The organism is Burkholderia sp. Tr-20390, from assembly GCF_017104595.1.
Taxonomy (GTDB): domain Bacteria; phylum Pseudomonadota; class Gammaproteobacteria; order Burkholderiales; family Burkholderiaceae; genus Burkholderia.
Map to the genome: position 1 here is coordinate 1 of NZ_JAAGPC010000192.1, position 16672 is coordinate 16672.

At 66.7% G+C, this 16672-nt stretch carries 15 protein-coding genes and 1 pseudogene; 6 read left to right on the forward strand and 10 right to left on the reverse strand.

The window, feature by feature from the left end; genetic code table 11:
- Positions 1 to 206 precede the first annotated feature (206 nt).
- The 3 genes from G3N98_RS32920 to codB are packed head-to-tail and all read right to left on the reverse strand — an operon-like array spanning position 207 to position 3491.
- Positions 207 to 884 carry a TetR/AcrR family transcriptional regulator gene (locus G3N98_RS32920; protein ID WP_206150525.1) on the reverse strand — a complete coding sequence of 226 codons (678 nt, stop codon included), beginning with the start codon at positions 882 to 884 and terminating at the stop codon, positions 207 to 209.
- 40 nt (positions 885 to 924) lie between these two features.
- A complete protein-coding gene (gene codA, locus G3N98_RS32925) occupies positions 925 to 2178 on the reverse strand; it encodes a cytosine deaminase (RefSeq protein ID WP_206150526.1) in 1254 nt (417 codons plus the stop codon).
- A 44-nt stretch (positions 2179 to 2222) separates the two neighbouring features.
- Positions 2223 to 3491 carry a cytosine permease gene (gene codB, locus G3N98_RS32930; RefSeq protein ID WP_206150533.1) on the reverse strand — a complete coding sequence of 423 codons (1269 nt, stop codon included), beginning with the start codon at positions 3489 to 3491 and terminating at the stop codon, positions 2223 to 2225.
- A gap of 315 nt (positions 3492 to 3806) precedes the next feature.
- On the opposite strand from codB, the gene G3N98_RS32935 reads away from it, so the two are divergent.
- The 3 genes from G3N98_RS32935 (at position 3807) to G3N98_RS32945 (ending at position 7170) form a co-directional block, all read left to right on the forward strand.
- Complete coding sequence (locus G3N98_RS32935; RefSeq protein ID WP_206150527.1) at positions 3807 to 5096, forward strand: FAD-binding oxidoreductase; 1290 nt, start codon at positions 3807 to 3809, stop codon at positions 5094 to 5096.
- Between the two features lie 17 nt (positions 5097 to 5113).
- Complete coding sequence (locus tag G3N98_RS32940) at positions 5114 to 5671, forward strand: XRE family transcriptional regulator (protein WP_089427004.1); 558 nt, start codon at positions 5114 to 5116, stop codon at positions 5669 to 5671.
- Positions 5672 to 5823: 152 nt separating this feature from the next.
- Entirely contained in the window at positions 5824 to 7170 is a 1347-nt protein-coding gene (locus G3N98_RS32945) for a glutamine synthetase family protein (RefSeq protein WP_206150528.1), read from the forward strand.
- A gap of 26 nt (positions 7171 to 7196) precedes the next feature.
- On the opposite strand, the gene G3N98_RS32950 is transcribed toward G3N98_RS32945, so the two are convergent.
- On the reverse strand, positions 7197 to 8372 hold the full coding sequence (locus G3N98_RS32950) for an FAD-dependent oxidoreductase (RefSeq protein WP_206150529.1): 1176 nt from the start codon (positions 8370 to 8372) through the stop codon (positions 7197 to 7199).
- 153 nt (positions 8373 to 8525) lie between these two features.
- Between G3N98_RS32950 and G3N98_RS32955 the strand changes: the two genes are divergently transcribed.
- On the forward strand, positions 8526 to 9446 hold the full coding sequence (locus tag G3N98_RS32955) for a LysR family transcriptional regulator (protein ID WP_089442223.1): 921 nt from the start codon (positions 8526 to 8528) through the stop codon (positions 9444 to 9446).
- Here G3N98_RS32955 and G3N98_RS32960 read toward each other — a convergent pair.
- From G3N98_RS32960 to G3N98_RS32985, 6 genes are all read right to left on the reverse strand, one after another.
- A complete protein-coding gene (locus tag G3N98_RS32960) occupies positions 9441 to 9980 on the reverse strand; it encodes a GNAT family N-acetyltransferase (RefSeq protein ID WP_206150530.1) in 540 nt (179 codons plus the stop codon). The two genes, G3N98_RS32955 and G3N98_RS32960, sit on opposite strands and share 6 nt — an antisense overlap.
- Before the next feature lie 50 nt (positions 9981 to 10030).
- On the reverse strand, positions 10031 to 10675 hold the full coding sequence (locus tag G3N98_RS32965; RefSeq protein ID WP_346779121.1) for a hypothetical protein: 645 nt from the start codon (positions 10673 to 10675) through the stop codon (positions 10031 to 10033).
- A gap of 63 nt (positions 10676 to 10738) precedes the next feature.
- A complete protein-coding gene (locus G3N98_RS32970; RefSeq protein ID WP_089427009.1) occupies positions 10739 to 11128 on the reverse strand; it encodes a lysozyme inhibitor LprI family protein in 390 nt (129 codons plus the stop codon).
- A gap of 54 nt (positions 11129 to 11182) precedes the next feature.
- Positions 11183 to 11929, reverse strand: a complete 747-nt coding sequence (locus tag G3N98_RS32975) for an N-acetylmuramoyl-L-alanine amidase (RefSeq protein WP_175239403.1) — start codon at positions 11927 to 11929, stop codon at positions 11183 to 11185.
- A gap of 123 nt (positions 11930 to 12052) precedes the next feature.
- A complete protein-coding gene (locus G3N98_RS32980; RefSeq protein ID WP_206150531.1) occupies positions 12053 to 13672 on the reverse strand; it encodes an NAD(P)-binding protein in 1620 nt (539 codons plus the stop codon).
- Entirely contained in the window at positions 13672 to 15186 is a 1515-nt protein-coding gene (locus G3N98_RS32985; RefSeq protein ID WP_206150532.1) for a polyamine aminopropyltransferase, read from the reverse strand. The genes G3N98_RS32980 and G3N98_RS32985 overlap by 1 nt, the downstream gene beginning before the upstream one ends.
- Positions 15187 to 15307: 121 nt before the next feature.
- On the opposite strand from G3N98_RS32985, the gene G3N98_RS32990 reads away from it, so the two are divergent.
- Both G3N98_RS32990 and G3N98_RS32995 read left to right on the forward strand, forming a co-directional pair.
- A complete protein-coding gene (locus tag G3N98_RS32990) occupies positions 15308 to 15694 on the forward strand; it encodes a DUF350 domain-containing protein (RefSeq protein WP_011354425.1) in 387 nt (128 codons plus the stop codon).
- Positions 15695 to 15721: 27 nt separating this feature from the next.
- Positions 15722 to 16555: pseudogene (locus G3N98_RS32995) on the forward strand (SPFH domain-containing protein); the annotation flags it as partial.
- Positions 16556 to 16672 lie beyond the last annotated feature (117 nt).

Genomic DNA, 16672 nt, shown 5'->3' on the forward strand with positions numbered 1-16672 from the left:
CCGGCGGGCTCGTCGGCGCCGGCTTGGGCGGTGGCGCGGGCGCGGCGCTGGGCGGCCACGTGTCGCGCAACAACTCGCGTTCCAACGATCATTACCGCGGCAACAAGCACAAGAAGCGCCACAAGCACGACTGACCGGCGGTTCCCCGGCGAGTGTCGACGGCGCCGGGGTGCCGTGCATGAAGGGCGACGGAGGCGGTCAAGCGGTCAATCCGGCTTTCCGTCGCCGGTGATCAATGCGTTGAGCACCAGATCCGAGATCGTGCGGTAAGCCGCGTCGAAATCGTCGTTCCCCAGCGCACGCTTGCCGAGCACCAGCAGCATCTGGGGAGCGAAATCCGCATACGCCTGCGTGGCTGCCCAGATCAGGAAGAACAGGTGCTCGGCATCGACCTGCCTGACCTTGCCTTCCTCGATCCAGCGTTCGAGCACCCGGATGTCGTCGCGCAACACCGGAATCAGTTGTTTGCGGATTTCCTTTCCGTAGGTCCTGGCCCCGCCGATGATCTCCAGCGCAAACACCCGCGATCCATGCGGGCGATTTCTGGAGAATTCGAGTTTGGCCCGGATATAGGCCGACATGGCTTCCGCGGGCTCGCGATCGGGCGCCGCAAACTCCCGCATCCTGCCGAGCCAGTCCCGCAATACGTCGTCCAGCACGCGTTGGTAGAGCGCCAGCTTCGTGGGGAAGTAGTACATCAGGTTCTGCTTCGACAGGCCGGCGGCCGCTGCGATCGTCGCAACGGAACTCCCCTCGAATCCGTCAATGGCAAACGATTCCTCGGCCGCGGCGAGAATGGTCGCCTCGAGCGTGTCGCGCAGCGCTTCGCGCCGGCCGTGAGGCCGGGCGGGCGTTCCCGCGGTCGGCTCGGACGGGTGCCTCACGATGCGTCCTCCCGCATGTCGGACCGGCGGCGTCGCCCGCTCAACGCGTGCCTGCTTCAGGATAGGTGATGTGTTCGGGCGCGCGCTGCATGATGACCTTCCCGGCACGGAGCGACACGCGCACCTTGGCCTGCGTGCGAACCACTTCATAGTCGGAATCCGCGTCGAGGATCAGCAGGTTGGCCGGCCGCCCGACAGCGATGCCATAGCGATCGCCCAGGGACATCGCACGGGCGCTGTGCTCCGTCACGAAGTCGAGGCATCGCTGCAGGTCTTCGTAGCCGAGCATGTGGCACACGTGCAGGCCGACGTCGAGGATGCGCAGGATGTTGCCGTTGCCGATGGGATACCACGGATCCTTGATCGAATCCTGTCCGAAGCACACGTTGATGCCGGCGCGATCGAGTTCCGCGACACGCGTGATGCCGCGTCGTTTCGGGAACGTGTCGAAACGCCCCTGCAGATGGATGCTTTCGGTCGGACACGAAACAAAATGGATGTCCGACCGCTTCAGCAAGCGGAACAGCTTCGAGCAGTAGGCGTTGTCGTAGGAACCCATCGCGGTCGTGTGGCTGGCGGTGACGCGCGGGCCCATCCCGCGAACCCGCGCCTCCTCGGCAAGCACTTCCAGGAAGCGCGAGTGCGGATCGTCGGTTTCGTCGCAATGAACGTCGACCAGGCAGTCCTTGCGCTCCGCGAGTTCCATCAGGAACTTGATGGAGCTCACGCCCTGGTCGCGCGTGTTCTCGAAATGCGGAATGCCGCCCACGACGTCGGCCCCCATGTCGATCGCGCGCTCCATCAGTGCCCGTCCGTTCTCGAACGACTCGATGCCTTCCTGCGGGAAGGCGACGATCTGCAGATCGATGAGGTCGCGTGCTTCGTCCCTGACCTCGAGCATCGCCTTCAACGCGGCAAGCGTGTGATCGGTGACGTCCACGTGCGTGCGCACATGCTGGATGCCGTTGTCGCGCAACATGCCGATCGTGGTGTGGGCGCGGGCTTTCGTATCCTCATGGGTAATGGTGGCCTTGCGCTGGCCCCACCGCTCGATACCTTCGAACAGCGTGCCGCTCATGTTCCACTCGGGTTCGCCCGCGGTCAGCGTCGCATCGAGGTGGATATGCGGCTCGACCAGCGGCGGGATGACGAGATGGCTGCCCGCATCGATGACGTCGTCCCCTTGAGGCGGCAGCGGCGACGGCTGGAGGCCGATGCCGCTAATCGTGCCCGCATCGATGTCGATCGTGAAGAGGCCGCTACGGCCGCGCAATCTGGCGTTGATGATTTTCATGAGGATTCCTGTGGTTCGGGGGAGCGGGAGGGTGCGCAGCGGAATCATTCACCCTGAACGGACGGCTCGCGCGTGAACGCGCGGGCAATCTGCAGCAGCACGATGTAGGCGGCGGCGGACGCCGCGATGCCGACGAGCGGCGCGATCCACGGCGAGGTATAGGCGAGTCCGGCGCCGATGGCATACGCGGCCAGGCCGACCAGGTTGAAGCGCGGAAGGCGGGCGGCGGCGAGCGACGGGTATTGCCCGCGATGGCGGTACCAGTAGTCCGCCATGATCACGCCGCCGACCGGCGGAATGATCGAGCCGAGCAGCACCAGGAACGGAATCAGCCACGCGTACATCCCGCCGACCGCGAGCACGATGCCGATCGCCGCGCCCACCAGTACGAGCGTGCGGCGCCGTTCGGTGCGCAGCAGATGGCATCCGGCGGCCGCCACGTTGTACATCGTCGGCCCCTGGATGGTCCAGAGATTGAGGCACAGCATCACGACCGCCGCGATCGACAGGCCCTGCAGCATCATCACCTCGACGATGTCGGCTTGCTGGTAGACGATCGCGCAGTATGCGCCCGCGATGATCATCAGGCCGTTGCCCGCGAAGAATCCGATCATGCTGGCCCAGACGGCGCTGCGCGCACTGCGTGCGAGGCGGGTCCAGTTGGTGGCCTGGGTCGCGCCGCTGGCAAAGGTGCCGATGACCATGGTCACGGCGGCCGAGAACGGCATCGGCTGGGACGGCACGACATGCGTGAGGCCGGCCCACCCGCCGATATCGCGGGTGGCGATCCACATCGACGTCATCAGCAGCACGAACATCAACGGCACGGAGACGCGCGACAGCAGATCCATGCCGCGATAGCCGATGATGGCCGTGATGGAAAATCCGAAGCCGAAGAGGATCATCAGCGGCGTGGTCACGGCGGGCGGCCAGCCCAGCAGCTTGACCAATACGATCGCCACCGTCGCGGTTCCCCATGCGTACCAGCCGAGTTCGGCGAAGCCGAGCAGGAAATCGGACAGCTTGCTGCCCGCTTCCCCGAAGCAGAACCGCCCCATCAGCACCGCGTTCAGGCCGCTGCGGGCGGCAATCAGCGCGAGCGATGCCGCATAGGCGGCGAGCAACAGGTTTCCGATGACGGCGATCTGGATCATGCTGACGACGTCGAAGGCGACACCGATCTTGCCGCCGGCAAACATCGTTCCCGTGAAGAACGTGAAACTCAACAACACCATCGTGATGGACAGGAATCCGGTGCGTTTCTCGAGCGGGACTTCGCTCAGCGAGAATTCTCCGTGATCCGATTCGGCCATCGGGCTTGCATCCCGGTTCGTGGGCATCTTTCTTGTCTCCCGTCAGCGATTGGGTCGGGTCTGAAAGGGGTTACGGGGGCCGTGCCTGGATGGGTGGCGCGCTGTTTCAGCGGGTCATTCTCTCAGTCCAAAATTTTTACAACCGTAAAAATTTCGTCCGGGTGGATGGCAGGAACCTTCACCGGGGCGGTGCGGTTCATGCGCAACGCGTGTCGTGTATCGGCGGATCCGGCGTCTTTTTGCCCGCTTGCCTCCGTGAAATTGCCGTGCTAATTTTTCATGAAATTTCTCGGCGTAAATTTCACGGGAGTCCGCATGTTCGTGCAGTCCGACCGTCACGTCGCAAGCTACTACGCCGGCACTTACCCGGCGCCGATCCCGCATCGTCCGGAGCTGGACGAACGCATCGACGCCGACGTGCTCGTCGTCGGCGCGGGTTTCAGCGGGCTGCATACGGCATTGCGCCTGGCGCTGGCCGGCAAGCGGGTCGTCGTGCTCGAAGCGAGCCGCGTCGCGTGGGCCGCGTCGGGCCGCAACGGCGGGCAGGCGCTGCTCGGCTGGTCGTGCGACATGCAGCCGCTCGAGGATTCGCTCGGCCGCGACGGCGCGCGCCTGCTGTGGGACAGCATGCGCTGGGCCGCGGCCGAGGTGCGCGAACTGCCCGTGCGGCACGGTTTCGACATCGACTACCGGCCCGGCAGCCTGTGGGCGGCCGTGCGGCCACGGCGTGTCGCGATGCTCGAGCAGGCGCGTGACGAGGCGGCCGAGCGCTGGGGCTACGACCGGCTGCGCGTGATCGGCCGTGACGAGATGCTCGAATGGATCGGCGGCACGCGTTACCTTGCGGCGCTGCACGATCCCGAGGCCGGCCACCTGAATCCGCTGAAACTCGCGCTCGGCCTCGCGCAGACGATCGAGCGCACGGGCGGCCGCATCTTCGAGCAGAGCCGCGTGCTCGACTGCCGCGAGACGGCCGGCGGTCACGTTGCCCGCACGGCGCGCGGCGAAGTACGCGCGGACGTGCTCGTGCTGGCCTGCAACGCCTACGTCGATCGGCTCGATCGCGATCTCGCGCGCCGGCTGCTGCCGGTCGGCACGTACCAGGTCGCGACCGCGCCGCTCGCACCCGACGTCGCCCGTTCGCTGCTGCCGCAGAACAGTTGCGTGATCGACAACCAGTTCGTGCCCGACTATTTCCGCCTGAGCCCCGACAACCGGCTGCTGTTCGGCGGCGGCTGCACGTATCTCGGCGGCATTCCGGCCGATATCGCGGCGGCGACGCGCCCGCACCTCGAACGGGTGTTCCCGCAGCTGGCCGGCGTGCCGATCGATTACGCGTGGGGCGGCCACATCGACATCAGCATGCGCCGCACGCCGGACATCGGCCGCCACGGGCAGCGTTTCTGGCTGCAGGGGTTCTCGGGGCACGGCGTGCTGCCGACGCTCGCCGGTGCGCGCGCGGTGGCCGACGCGGTGCTCGGCGACGAACGCCTGCTTGCGCAGTACCAGCGCATCCGCAACCCGCGCTTCCCCGGCGGCGACCGGCTCGCCGCGCCGCTGGAAGCGATCGGCAAGGCCTGGTACCGTCTGCGCGATACCGTCTGACTGCACCGGAACCCACCATGAATGAACAGGAAGAGATAGAAAGCCTGGCGATCCTGATCCGCGACCTGCGCAAGCATCGCAAGGTCACGCTCAACGATCTCGCGGAACGGATCGGCCGCTCGGTCGGCTTTCTGTCGCAGGTCGAGCGCGGGCTGTCGCGCCCGACGGTGGCGGATCTCACCGCGATCGGCGAGGCGCTCGGCGTGCCGACCACCTATTTCTACAGCCTGAGCAAGCCGCGCAGCGTGCCGTGGGTGACGCGGCCCGACGAGCGGCGCACCGTGTATTACGCGGCCGGCATCACCGACATCCTCGTGTCGCCGAACATGCGCTCGCGCTTCTCGATCCTCGAAAGCCATCTCGCGCCGGGCGCGAGCAGCGGCGAGCGGCCCGTCGACGACAGCGACGAGCAGGGCGGTTTCGTGCTCGAAGGAGAACTGACGATCTGGGTCGACGGCGACGATACGCCCGTCACGCTCGGCCCGAACGACGCATTCCAGCTTCCTGCGCACAAGCGCTTTCGTTACGCCAATTTGACTGATGCGCCGACGCGCGTGATCTGGGTATTCACCTGAGTGGTCGGCGGGGCGCGCGGTGATGCAGGCCATCGCGCCACGCAGCATGTTTGCAGTACTGATTTAAATGCGGCGTTTGTTGTCGAGTGTGCCGCATGAATCCGGTTCGCCGCACCGCGGCACCGCCATACAAGACATGGAAAGGATGAGACATGGCTGACGTCGTTCCCGCGCTGGTCGCCGAGGTCCGCGCATTCCGGCAGGCGCATCCCGAGATCCGTTATGTCGACCTGATCTGCCTCGACCTGCCCGGGCATTTCTACGGCAAGCGCTACCCGATCGATGCGCTCGAGAAGGTGGCGGCCGGCTTGCTGCTGAAGCTGCCGCAGAACTGCATCCTGCTTGGCACGCAGGGCGGGCTCTACAAGATCGGCGACTACTGTTTCAACGACGGCGACCCGGACGCCGTGCGCCGGCTGATCCCCGGCACGCTGAAGCCGGTGACCTGGGAGAAGCAGCCGCTCGGCCAGATGCTGATCACGACGGACGGCACCGATGCGCCGGTCGAGTTCGAGCCGCGCGAGGTGCTCGCGCGCGTGCTGAAGCGGCTCGCGCGGCGCGGCATCCGGCCGGTCGTCGCGTTCGAGCTCGAGTTCTACCTGTTCGCCGCGCAGCTCGAGGAGGGGATGCCGAAGTATCCGCGCGACCGCCTGTCCGATGATCGCGACGATCAGCCGAACATGCATATCGAGCGCCTGTCGCGCTTCTCCGACGTGCTGCACGAAATGGTCGACGTCGCGTGCGTGCAGGGAATCGACGCGACCGTGATCACCGCCGAGCTCGGGCCGGGCCAGTTCGAAATCAATTTCGGCCATTGCGACGACGGGCTGCGCGCGGCCGACTGGTCGGCGATGTTTTGCCGCAGCACGCGCGGCGTCGCGTTGCAGCACGGCTATCGCGCGAGCTTCATGGGCAAGCCGTACCTGCATGCGCCGGGCAGCGGGATGCATGTGCATGTGAGCCTCTACGACGATGCGGGGCGCAACCTGCTCGCGGCGGACGGGCAGCGGCCGCTGCGGCACGCGGTGGCCGGCTGCCTCGCGCTGCTGCCGCATTGCATGCCGGTGTTCGCGCCGAATCACAATGCGTTCCGGCGCTACGGATCGATGGTGAATGCGGCGAGCCGCGCGAGCTGGGGCTTCGAGGATCGCGATGCGTGCATCCGGATTCCCGAGTCGGATGCGCGCAACCTGCGGATCGAGCACCGGCTCGCGAGTGCGGACGCGAACCCTTACCTCGTGCTCGCGGCGATTCTCACCGGGATGGAGCACGGGCTCGACGCGAAGCTCGAACCGATCGCGCCGCTCAACGAGGATCGCGGCAGCGGGATCGATTTCCCGAAGGAGATGCTGTCGGCTGTCGCCGGGATGCAGGAGCACGCGGCCGTGCGCGAAGGGCTCGGCAGCGAGTTCGTGATGGTGTATTGCGAGAACAAGCGGCAGGAGGAGCTGGATTTCCGCAATGAAATCGGGGCGCGGGAGTATCGGTGGTTCTTGTGATCGAATGCCATCGCTTGCGCGTCTTGTCAGTCCCGCGCCGGCATCATCGGCAGGCCCGCTCCCCACGCGTTCGCGAGCGCTTCGATTTCGGCGCTCGGATCGACCTGTCGAGCAGCGTCGTGCGTGTCGTTGCCGAATAGCCGGTGAGCGAACTCGCGTGCACGTAGCGTGATCGCCGTGGTTTTCCGGGTGCGTCGCAGCGTGAACGACGCGAACGCTGCGTCGAGGTCGTTGCCTTTTCCATGCTCGTCGAGACAACGGGCGAGATGCCATGCGTCCTCGAGCGCCTGGCATGCGCCCTGTCCGGAGGTGGGGAGTGGTGCGTGCGCGGCGTCGCCGATCAACAGCACATTGCCGCGGTGCCACACGTCCACCGGATCGAGATCGTGCACGCGGATCTTCGCGATCGTGCCCGGCGGCGTCGCGCGCATCACGCTCGCGATGGGCGCGGGCCACCCGTCGAAGAGCCGTTCCAGCAGCGGGCCGGGATCGTCCGGTGCCGCATCGTCGCTATCATCGATTTCAGCCTCGGCCCGGGCCGCTGCCCAGTACATGCGATGCCGGTCCAGCGCGACGATGCCGAATCGTTCGCGCTGGCCCCAGTAGTCGAATATCGACACGTCGTCGACCAGCGGCACATCGCTATGCGCGACGCCGATCCAGTTGACGAATCCCTGATAGACGGGCGTGGCGTCGCCGACCACATGGCGTCGCGCGACGGAATTCATGCGGCCGTCCGCGCCGATCACGAGATCGGGGGCGATCGCCACGCCGTTGTCGAAGCGAACGATCGCGCGGCCATCGGTGCCGGTATCGATGGCTGTCGCGCAGTGACCGAAGCAGACTTCGATGTCGTGCGCGGCGACGTGCCGCGCCAGCACGGCCTGCAAGTCGCGCCGCAAGATCGAGCGCGTCGGGAAACCCATGTGGCGGTCGAGTTCGCCGATATCGAAGCGCTTGAACGGGGTGCCGTGCCGGTCCATGCACCGCATCGCGTGCAGGTGGCCGCTGACCTCGACGATGTCCGGCAGGAGGCCGAGTTGCTCGAGCACGAAGCCGGCATTCGGCCAGAGCACGACGCCAGCACCCATCGTCGTCGCGGACGGCCTGCGTTCATGGAGCCGTATCCGGTGCCCCTGCCCGGCGAGCGCAAGCGCGGTGCTCATGCCGGCCACGCCGGCGCCGAGAATGGCGATATCCATGTTGATGCTCCCGTAGGTTCGTGTGCGTGCTCACGTCGGCGCGGGTTCGTGCGTCGGCGGCCACGCCTTGACTGGATCCGCATCGTAAATTACGGTCCCGAACGGGATAAGCCGTGAAAAACGGCGAGCTTTAATACCTGAAACGGGATAATGATGCGCAGCAAGCTGGATCTGAACGCGGTGCGCGTGTTCGTGTCGGTCGTCGACGAAGGCAGCTTTGCCGGCGCCGCGCGCGTGCTGTCGATACCCGGTTCCAACGTGAGCCGCCATGTGGCGCAACTGGAGTCGAGGCTTGGCGTGCGCCTGCTGGAGCGCAGCACGCGGCACCTGCGCATGACGGAGGCTGGGCGCCTGCTGCACGAGCGCGCGAAGCCGATGCTCGATGCGCTGACGCTTGCTGAATTCGAACTGACCTCGCAGCAGACGGAGCTGCGCGGCGTGCTGAAGCTTTGCGTGCCCGGCGAAATCGGGCCGCGCATGCTCGGGCCGATCGTCGCGGAATTCGCGAGCCGCCATCCGCGTGTCGAAATCGATTGCGATACGAGCCTCGCGGGCGTCTCGACGCTGCGCGACGATATCGACCTGTCGATCATCGTCCATCGCGGCAAGCTGGACGACAGCGCGTTCGTCGTCAGGCCGCTCGTGAGCCTGCCGAGCGTCGTCGTGGCCGCGCCGTCGCTCATCGAGCGCACCGGCATGCCGACGCGGACGGAGCAGCTCAGGCAGTTGCCGTGCATCACGACGCTGAGCACGCTGAAAGGGCAACCGTGGCAGTTCGCCGACGGCGACGGGCGGATTCACAAGATTCCGGTCGCGAGCCGGTATCGCGTCAATAGCGGCGAAATGGCGGGTCTGGCGGCGGTGAACGGGATCGGCTTCGCGATTCTCGTCGAACGCGGGTGCGCGGCCGAGCTGGCCGCCGGGCGGCTGGTGCGTGTGCCGCTGGAGATGACGCCGGCGCCGCTGGAACTGTTGGCCGCCTATTCGAGCCGCAATTCCGTCAACGCGAAGATCCGCGAGTTGCTGCAGCTGATGCAGGCGCGTCTGGCGGCAGGGGTGGCGATGCCGTCATGACGATCGTTTCGGCAATGCGCGCCAGTAGCGCACTTCTTCAATCGGCGCACCGTCGATCTCGAACGTCTTGATGTCGTCTTCGGCGACGAAGCCCTCGCGTTCATAGAACGCCCGTGCACGATGGTTTTTCACCAGCACCCAGAGCGACACCCATTCATGGCCCAAATCATGCAGCGCACGGCATGCATGGTCGACGAGTGCCGCGCCGACACCTTGCCCGCAATGCGCTGGATGCAGATAGATCGATTCGATTTCGCCCCAGGTGCGATCCTTGTCGGTGTCGCGCGTCGGACCGTACGCGATCCAGCCGATCGGCTCGCCTTCCGTGAACGCGAGCGCGACACGCGGCCGTCCGGCGTCGAGCGCATGGCGCCACGAGGCGGTGCGTTTCTCGACCGACAGGCCGGCGAGGAACGCGGCCGGCATGATGCCCGGGTAGGTGGCCTGCCACGATGCGACGTGGATGGCGGCGATGGTCGGGGCATCGGCGGGCGTGGCAGGGCGGATGTCGATGTGCATCGTGTTCGGTGTCATGTGTACTCCGCCTGATCGGTTGCCGTGTGCCGCGCCGTCGCGCGCGGGATTCAATTCGCCGGATCCAGACTGGCGTCGATCGCAAAACGGTAATCGATCTCCACCTGCGATGCATCGCCGGGCACGTCGGTTTTCTTCAGCACGAATTCGAACGCGGGCTCGAACCAGCCGTTGCGCGGCACTTCTCCACCGAGGATCTCGACCTCATACCAGCCGTTGTCGATTTCAATCACGGGCCTGCCCGGTTCGCGGTAACGCGCGAGCAGTGCGTTGACCGTCGTGTCGTTGAAGCGTTCGAGAATCCGCCACGTGTAGAGCATGACCGCACGATGCTCGACGCGCAGCACGTACCCGCCGCGCCGATGCTGCAGGCGGCTTCCCGTCTTCAGCAATTCGGGTGTGTCGCCATCCAGCGTGAAGATGACCGTGTACGGATGGTTCTCGATGCCGGCGAGCGGAACGACGACACCTTCCAGCACCGCGCGATCACCGCTGTCGCTCGTGGTGAACGCAGATGCGACGTCGTCCGGCAGTCCGTGCTGTTCCTTGAAGCGCTTCAGCAGCAGGAGATCGCCGACGAGAAAATAGTCGACCAGATCGTTGAGGACTTCAGAGAATTCATGTCGCATCGCGGCTCCTTTCAAGGCTCCTTTCAAGGCTCCTTTCAAGGCTCCTTTCGCGGTGCCGATGCGCACGGTTCGCAAGGGCGCGAAGCGCCGCGTCGCGAAACGTCTCGCGGCGCGGCACGCGCGACGCCCTTACTCGCCGAGCTTCGACGTCACGCAGCCCGTGCTCGAGCATTCGCGCTCACGCTCGCGCAGGAACGACAGCCGCGACTGCGTCATGTCGTTCGCGCACTGGATATCCACGAGGTAGCTGTTATTGCGCGTCTCGCTGCACTGCGCGTCGCGTTGCTTCAGCCACGCGAGCTGGCCGGCCTTCAGTGTCGCCTGCTGGTCGCCGCTCAGTTGCTTGCGCAGGCGGCCGTATTCGTCGTTGAGATCGCGGTCGGACTGCGAGAACTGCGTGCTGGTGCAGTACACCTGGTCGAACGCACTGCGTGGCTTCCCGCAGCCGGCAGCGTGTGCGGTGAACGGAACGGCAAGCGCGAGCAACGCGCAGGATGCGAGCAGATGCTTCATTTTCATGGTGATGCTCCTGACTGGGTGAAAACCGTTGAGCCCGGCGGGCGTTATCGTTGCTTATTGCGGTGTCGTGCACGCGTCGATGCCGCCCGCGATCGCGGTGGACAGCTTCTGGATCGTCTCGCGTCGCGCCAGCCGCGCTTCCTCGTCCGGATTGACGATCACGCCGGCTTCGACGAGCACCGCCGGAATCGGCGCGGTGCGCAGCACGACGAGATCGTCGAAGCGGTGGATGCCGAGCTGAGGGTCGATCAGCGGGCGATTCTCGCCGCGGATCGGCTGCGCGTGATACAGCGACGGCCGCTCGCCGGACGCGACCAGCCGCTCGGCGATCGCCTTCGCGCAACGCAGGCTTTCCGCATAGTGCGGATTGCGTTCCGACACGAACACCGAGAAGCCGCGGAATTCGCGCTGCCGACCCGCGTCGATGAACTGCTGCTGCATCGAGTCGTGATGGATCGACACGAACAGGTTCGCGTCGGGCGCCTGCGTCGAACGCTGGTCGAGCGCGATCTCACGGCCGTCGGCCGACGTGCGCAGCACGCGGTCGCCATGTGCGGCGAGTTTCTCGGCGACCGCCGTGGACAGGTCGAGGTTGTACAGGTATTCGACGCGGCCGCTCGCACCGGTGGAGCCCGGGCGCGCCGGCGTATGGCCGGTGTCGACGACGATGTAGCGCCCGGAGGCGGGTGCGGAGCCGGCCGCATGCAGCGCCAGCGGCGCGCCGAGCAGCGGGGCGCAGGCGAGCACACGCGCGGCGGCGCGCACGAACGGGCGAAGGCGTCGGATGGTTCGGTTCGTCATTGTTGTTGTCGAGGAGGGCATACGGCGCGTCGGACGGCGCGGCACGTCGGCCTGCTCAATGCAGTCGGAATGTCGGGCGATTATAGCGGCTGGCGGCGGCGCCGCAATGACGGATGACGGCCGTCAGGCCAGCACGCGCCGGGCGGCGAGCACGCCCCAGTACGACGCTTCCTCGAACAGCGACAGCCCGGACAGATCGGCATGCGCGAACACGATGGGGCCGTCGGCATCGCGCAGCGCGAGCAGCCCCGGCCGGCTCAGGAAGCCGACGTCGGGCGTCGCCATCGCGTGACCACGCACGGTGATCTCGAGCGCCGTCGCATGTTTCCACAGTTCGCGCCCGTAGACGGCCTGCAGGTCGATCGCCGCCTGTTCGCGCAACGCGTCGGGTCGGGCCTGCGCGAGCCAGCGGCGCGTGTCGTCGGGCGCTTGCGTGCTCAACGCCTGGTACGAGGAGAACACCGAGCGCGTCGGCGGCGACATGCGAATAATCTGGTGCGTCGACACGACATAGCCGAGCCCCGCGCCGTCGTAGACGACGTTGTCCCACGCGAGCGGCACGCCCGCTTCCTCGGCCGGCATGCCGTCGAGCAGGAAGTTGGACACGAGCCACGGCGCACGCGGCGGCAAGTCGCGCGCGGGATCGAAGCCGTACGCGGCAAGCTGCGGAAACACGCGCGCCGCGACGAACAGCGGCATCGCGCAGACGACGCGCCGCGCCTTCAGCGTGAACGTCGACAGCGCGCCGTCGTTGCCGATGCGCGCGCACAGCACGTCGACGCCGCCCGCGCGTTCGGTCGCACGCACCGCGAAGCCGTCGCGCGACCACGTGTTCGAGCCGGTGCGCGCGGTGATCGAATCGGTGAGCTTCGTCACCATCGTGTGCAGTCCGTCGGGCCAGGTCAGCACCGCGCCGTCGCTCGCATCGCCCGCATGGCCGCCGCGCGACGAGAAATAGTGCAGCCCGGCCCATGCCGACACATGCTCGTAGCCTGCGCCATAGTCGTCGCGGCAGCAGTAATTCAGGTACCAGTGCAGCGCCTTCGCGGTGTAGCCCTCGTCGAGCAGCCACTGGCGGAACGAGCGCCGGTCCAGCGCACGCCAGCGCGGGTCGCGCGACGATTCCGCGATCGGGATGCAGAACACCTTGCGGCCGTCGGCGCCGCATGCGGTGCGCAGCCCGTCCGTGTACGCGAAGAAGCGTGCCTGCTGCGCGAGTTCGTCGGCGCCGAGGCCGGCCGTCGGCACGATGCCGTCCTGCCACTGCCCGGCGATGAAGAGCCGTTCGTCGGGCGCATGGACCAGCGCGCGCTCGTCGTACACCGGGCGCGCGGAGAACGGCGCCGCTTCGATTACGCCGAGATCGGCGAGCATGTCGCGCAGGTGCGCGGATTCGAGTGACGGCAGCGGCAGGTAGTGCGCGCCTTTCGGATAGCCGAGATCGCCGAAGCGGCCGCCGGCCGCGTTGCCACCGAATTCGGGGCCGGCCAGCACCGTGAAGCGCTGGTGCCCCGCGCGTGCGAGCTGCCACGCGCACGACAGCCCGGCCGCGCCCGCGCCGAGGATCGCGACGTCGGTCTCGATCGTGCCGGACGGCGGCGGCAGCGTTGCATGGTCGCGCAGCGCATGGCCTTCACGCATGCCGGGGTAGCCGACATGCGGCGTCGTCTCGATCCAGCCGGTGCGCCCGCAGGCGGCGAGCGACGCGGCCGCCGACGCGACGAGGAACGTGCGGCGGTCCATCAGCGCAGCACGTGTTTCCAGTCGTCGTCGAAACGGCGCACGAGCGGCTGGTCGTTGAGTTCGTTCGGCGACATCGGCAGCGCCGGCATGTCGGCCGGGAAGTGGAACATCTCGGCGGCCGTCTGCGCGTCGAGCCAGCGCGTGGGCACCGCGTAGTGCGTCGGCACCGTGAAGTCGCGGCGCTTGCCGGCGACCACGAAACCCCAGTCGCCGAACGACGGCACGTAGCAGTGGTATGGCCACGTGTTGAGCCCGGCTTCGTGCAGCGTCGCGATGATGGTCCAGTACGCGTGCGGCGCGAAATACGGCGAGGTCGACTGGATCACCGCGTAGCCGTTCTCCGACAGGTGGCGTGCGAGCAGCCGGAACACCGGCACCGAATACAGCCGGCCGAGCCCGAAGTTGGTCGGGTCGGGAAAGTCGACGACGATCGCGTCGTACACGTCGGCATTCGATTCGAGCCAGCGCACCGCGTCGTCGTTGATCACGTGCACGCGCGGGTCCTTCAGCGCGCCTTGGTTCAGCTTGACGAGCGGGGCGGACGTGGAGAACAGCTTCGTCATCGCGGGATCGAGATCGACGAGCGTGATCTGTTCGAGGTTGTGGTGCTTCAGCAGCTCGCGCACCGCGAGGCCGTCGCCGCCGCCGAGCACGAGCACGCGCTTCGCCCACGGCAGCGCCTCGATCGTCGGATGGATCAGCGCCTCGTGATAGCGGTGCTCGTCGCGCGACGAGAACTGCAGGTTGCCGTTCAGGTACAGCCGCATGTCGTCGTGCCACTGCGTGAGCACGATGCGCTGGTACGGCGTCGTTTCCGAATAGATCGTCTCGTCGCCGTACACGCCGTGTTCGGCCCAGTGCGTGATGCGGTCCGACAGCGCGAAGCCGGCGACGAGCAGCCCGATCACGAGCGATGCGCGCATCAGCTTGCCGCGTACGTTGCGGATCTCGTCGCGGAACAGGTGCGTCGTCCACAGCGCGACGAACGCATTCAGGAGCCCGAACAGGAAGCTGGTACGCAGCAGGCCGAGACGCGGCGCGAGTACCAGCGGGAAGATCAGCGACACGGCGAGCGAGCCGAGATAGTCGAAGGTAAGCACTTCGCTGACGGTATGGCGGAACGCCTGGCGCCGCTGCTGGAACGCGCGCATCACGAGCGGGATCTCCATCCCGATCAGCAGGCCGAGCGCCAGCACGAGTGCATAGAGCGCCGCGCGGAACGGCGCGGCGAGCCACGCGAACACCGCGAACAGCAGCGCGGCCGACACGCCGCCGAGCAGGCCGACGAGCAGCTCGATGTCGACGAAGCGGTCGAGCACGTCGTCGTCCTCGACGAACTTCGCGAGCCACGAGCCTATCCCCATCGCAAACAGGTAGCTGCCGATCACCGACGAGAACTGCAGGATCGAATCGCCGAGCAGGTAGCTGGACAGCGCGCTGCTGATCAGTTCGTAGCCGAGCCCGCACGACGCGAGCACGAGAATCGACAGGACGAGCGCGCGCCTATGCAGCATGGGGCGTCCGTTGTGCGGCGGTCGGCAATGTGGATATACTGGCGCGGAATTTTGTCTGCTGGCCCTGTGCGGGCCGGCCGGCGACGGGGCGGCGAACCGAGCACAAAATCCGAGGGAAAGAATGAATAGTGCCTATCTCTATGCGGTTCATTTACTGTCGGCGTTCGTGCTGCTTCTTGTGTTCGCGGCAGTGTACCTGAAGGTCACCCCGTTCGACGAACTGGCGCTGATCCGCGACGGCAACGCCGCCGCGACGCTGTCGTTCGGCGGCGCGCTGATCGGCTTCTGCCTGACGCTCGCGTCCAGCATCGCGCACAATTCCACGCTCGGCGAAGTCGTGATCTGGGCGGTCGGCGCGATGGCCGTGCAACTGATTACCTACGCGGCGCTGACGCGCCTGATGCCCGGCATGAATCATGCGATCGAGGATCGCAACGTCGCGATGGGCGGCCTGATGGGCACCGCGTCGCTCGTCGTCGGCATCATCAATGCCGCCTGCCTGACCTGACGCGCCACGCGTTTCGAGGAGACCGACATGAGTCTGGGTTCATTCATCCGCAAGCAGTTCATCGACGTCCTGCAATGGACGGAAGACACCGACGGCGTGCTGGCCTGGCGCTATCCGATGGAAGACCAGGAAATCCAGTACGGCGGCAAGCTGACCGTGCGCGAGACCCAGGTCGCGATCTTCGTGAACGAAGGCAAGGTCGCCGACGTGTTCCAGCCGGGGCTGTACACGCTCGAAACGAACACGCTCCCGGTGCTCACGTACCTGAAGAACTGGGACAAATTCTTTCAGTCGCCTTTCAAGTCGGACGTCTATTTCTTCAGCACGCGGCTGCAGCTCGGCCGGCGCTGGGGCACCGCGCAGCCGGTGACGATCCGCGATCGCGAATTCGGCTTCGTGCAGGTGCGCGCGTTCGGCATCTACTCGTACCGGATCGTCGATGCGGGCGCGTTCCATCGCGAGGTCAGCGGCACGCGCGCGCAGTACACGGTCGACGATCTCGAACAGCAACTGCGCAACCTGGTCGTCACCGCGATGAGCACGACGTTCGGCTCGGCTGACGTGCCGTTCGTCGACATGGCCGCGAACCAGTCGCTGCTGTCGCAGCGCGTCGCCGAGGCGCTGGTGCCGGTGTTCACGCGCTACGGCCTCGCGCTCGACGCGTTCGCCGTTGAAAGCGTGTCGCTGCCGGCCGAACTGCAGAAGGCGCTCGACCTGCGGATCGGCGCGGGGATGGCCGGCGATCTCGCGCGCGCCACGCAATACCAGACCGCGCAGGCGATTCCGCTCGCCGCGCAGAACCCGGGCGGCATCGCCGGGATCGGCGCGGGGCTTGCCGCGGGTGCGGCGATCGGGCAGGCGAGATAGGTCGCCCAGAACGTCGACGCCACGCCGACGTTTTCCGGCAGATAGCGCGAATAGTCCGACACGTACGGCGCGAACGCGATCTGCCACAACGCCGACAGCGACACCGTCGCG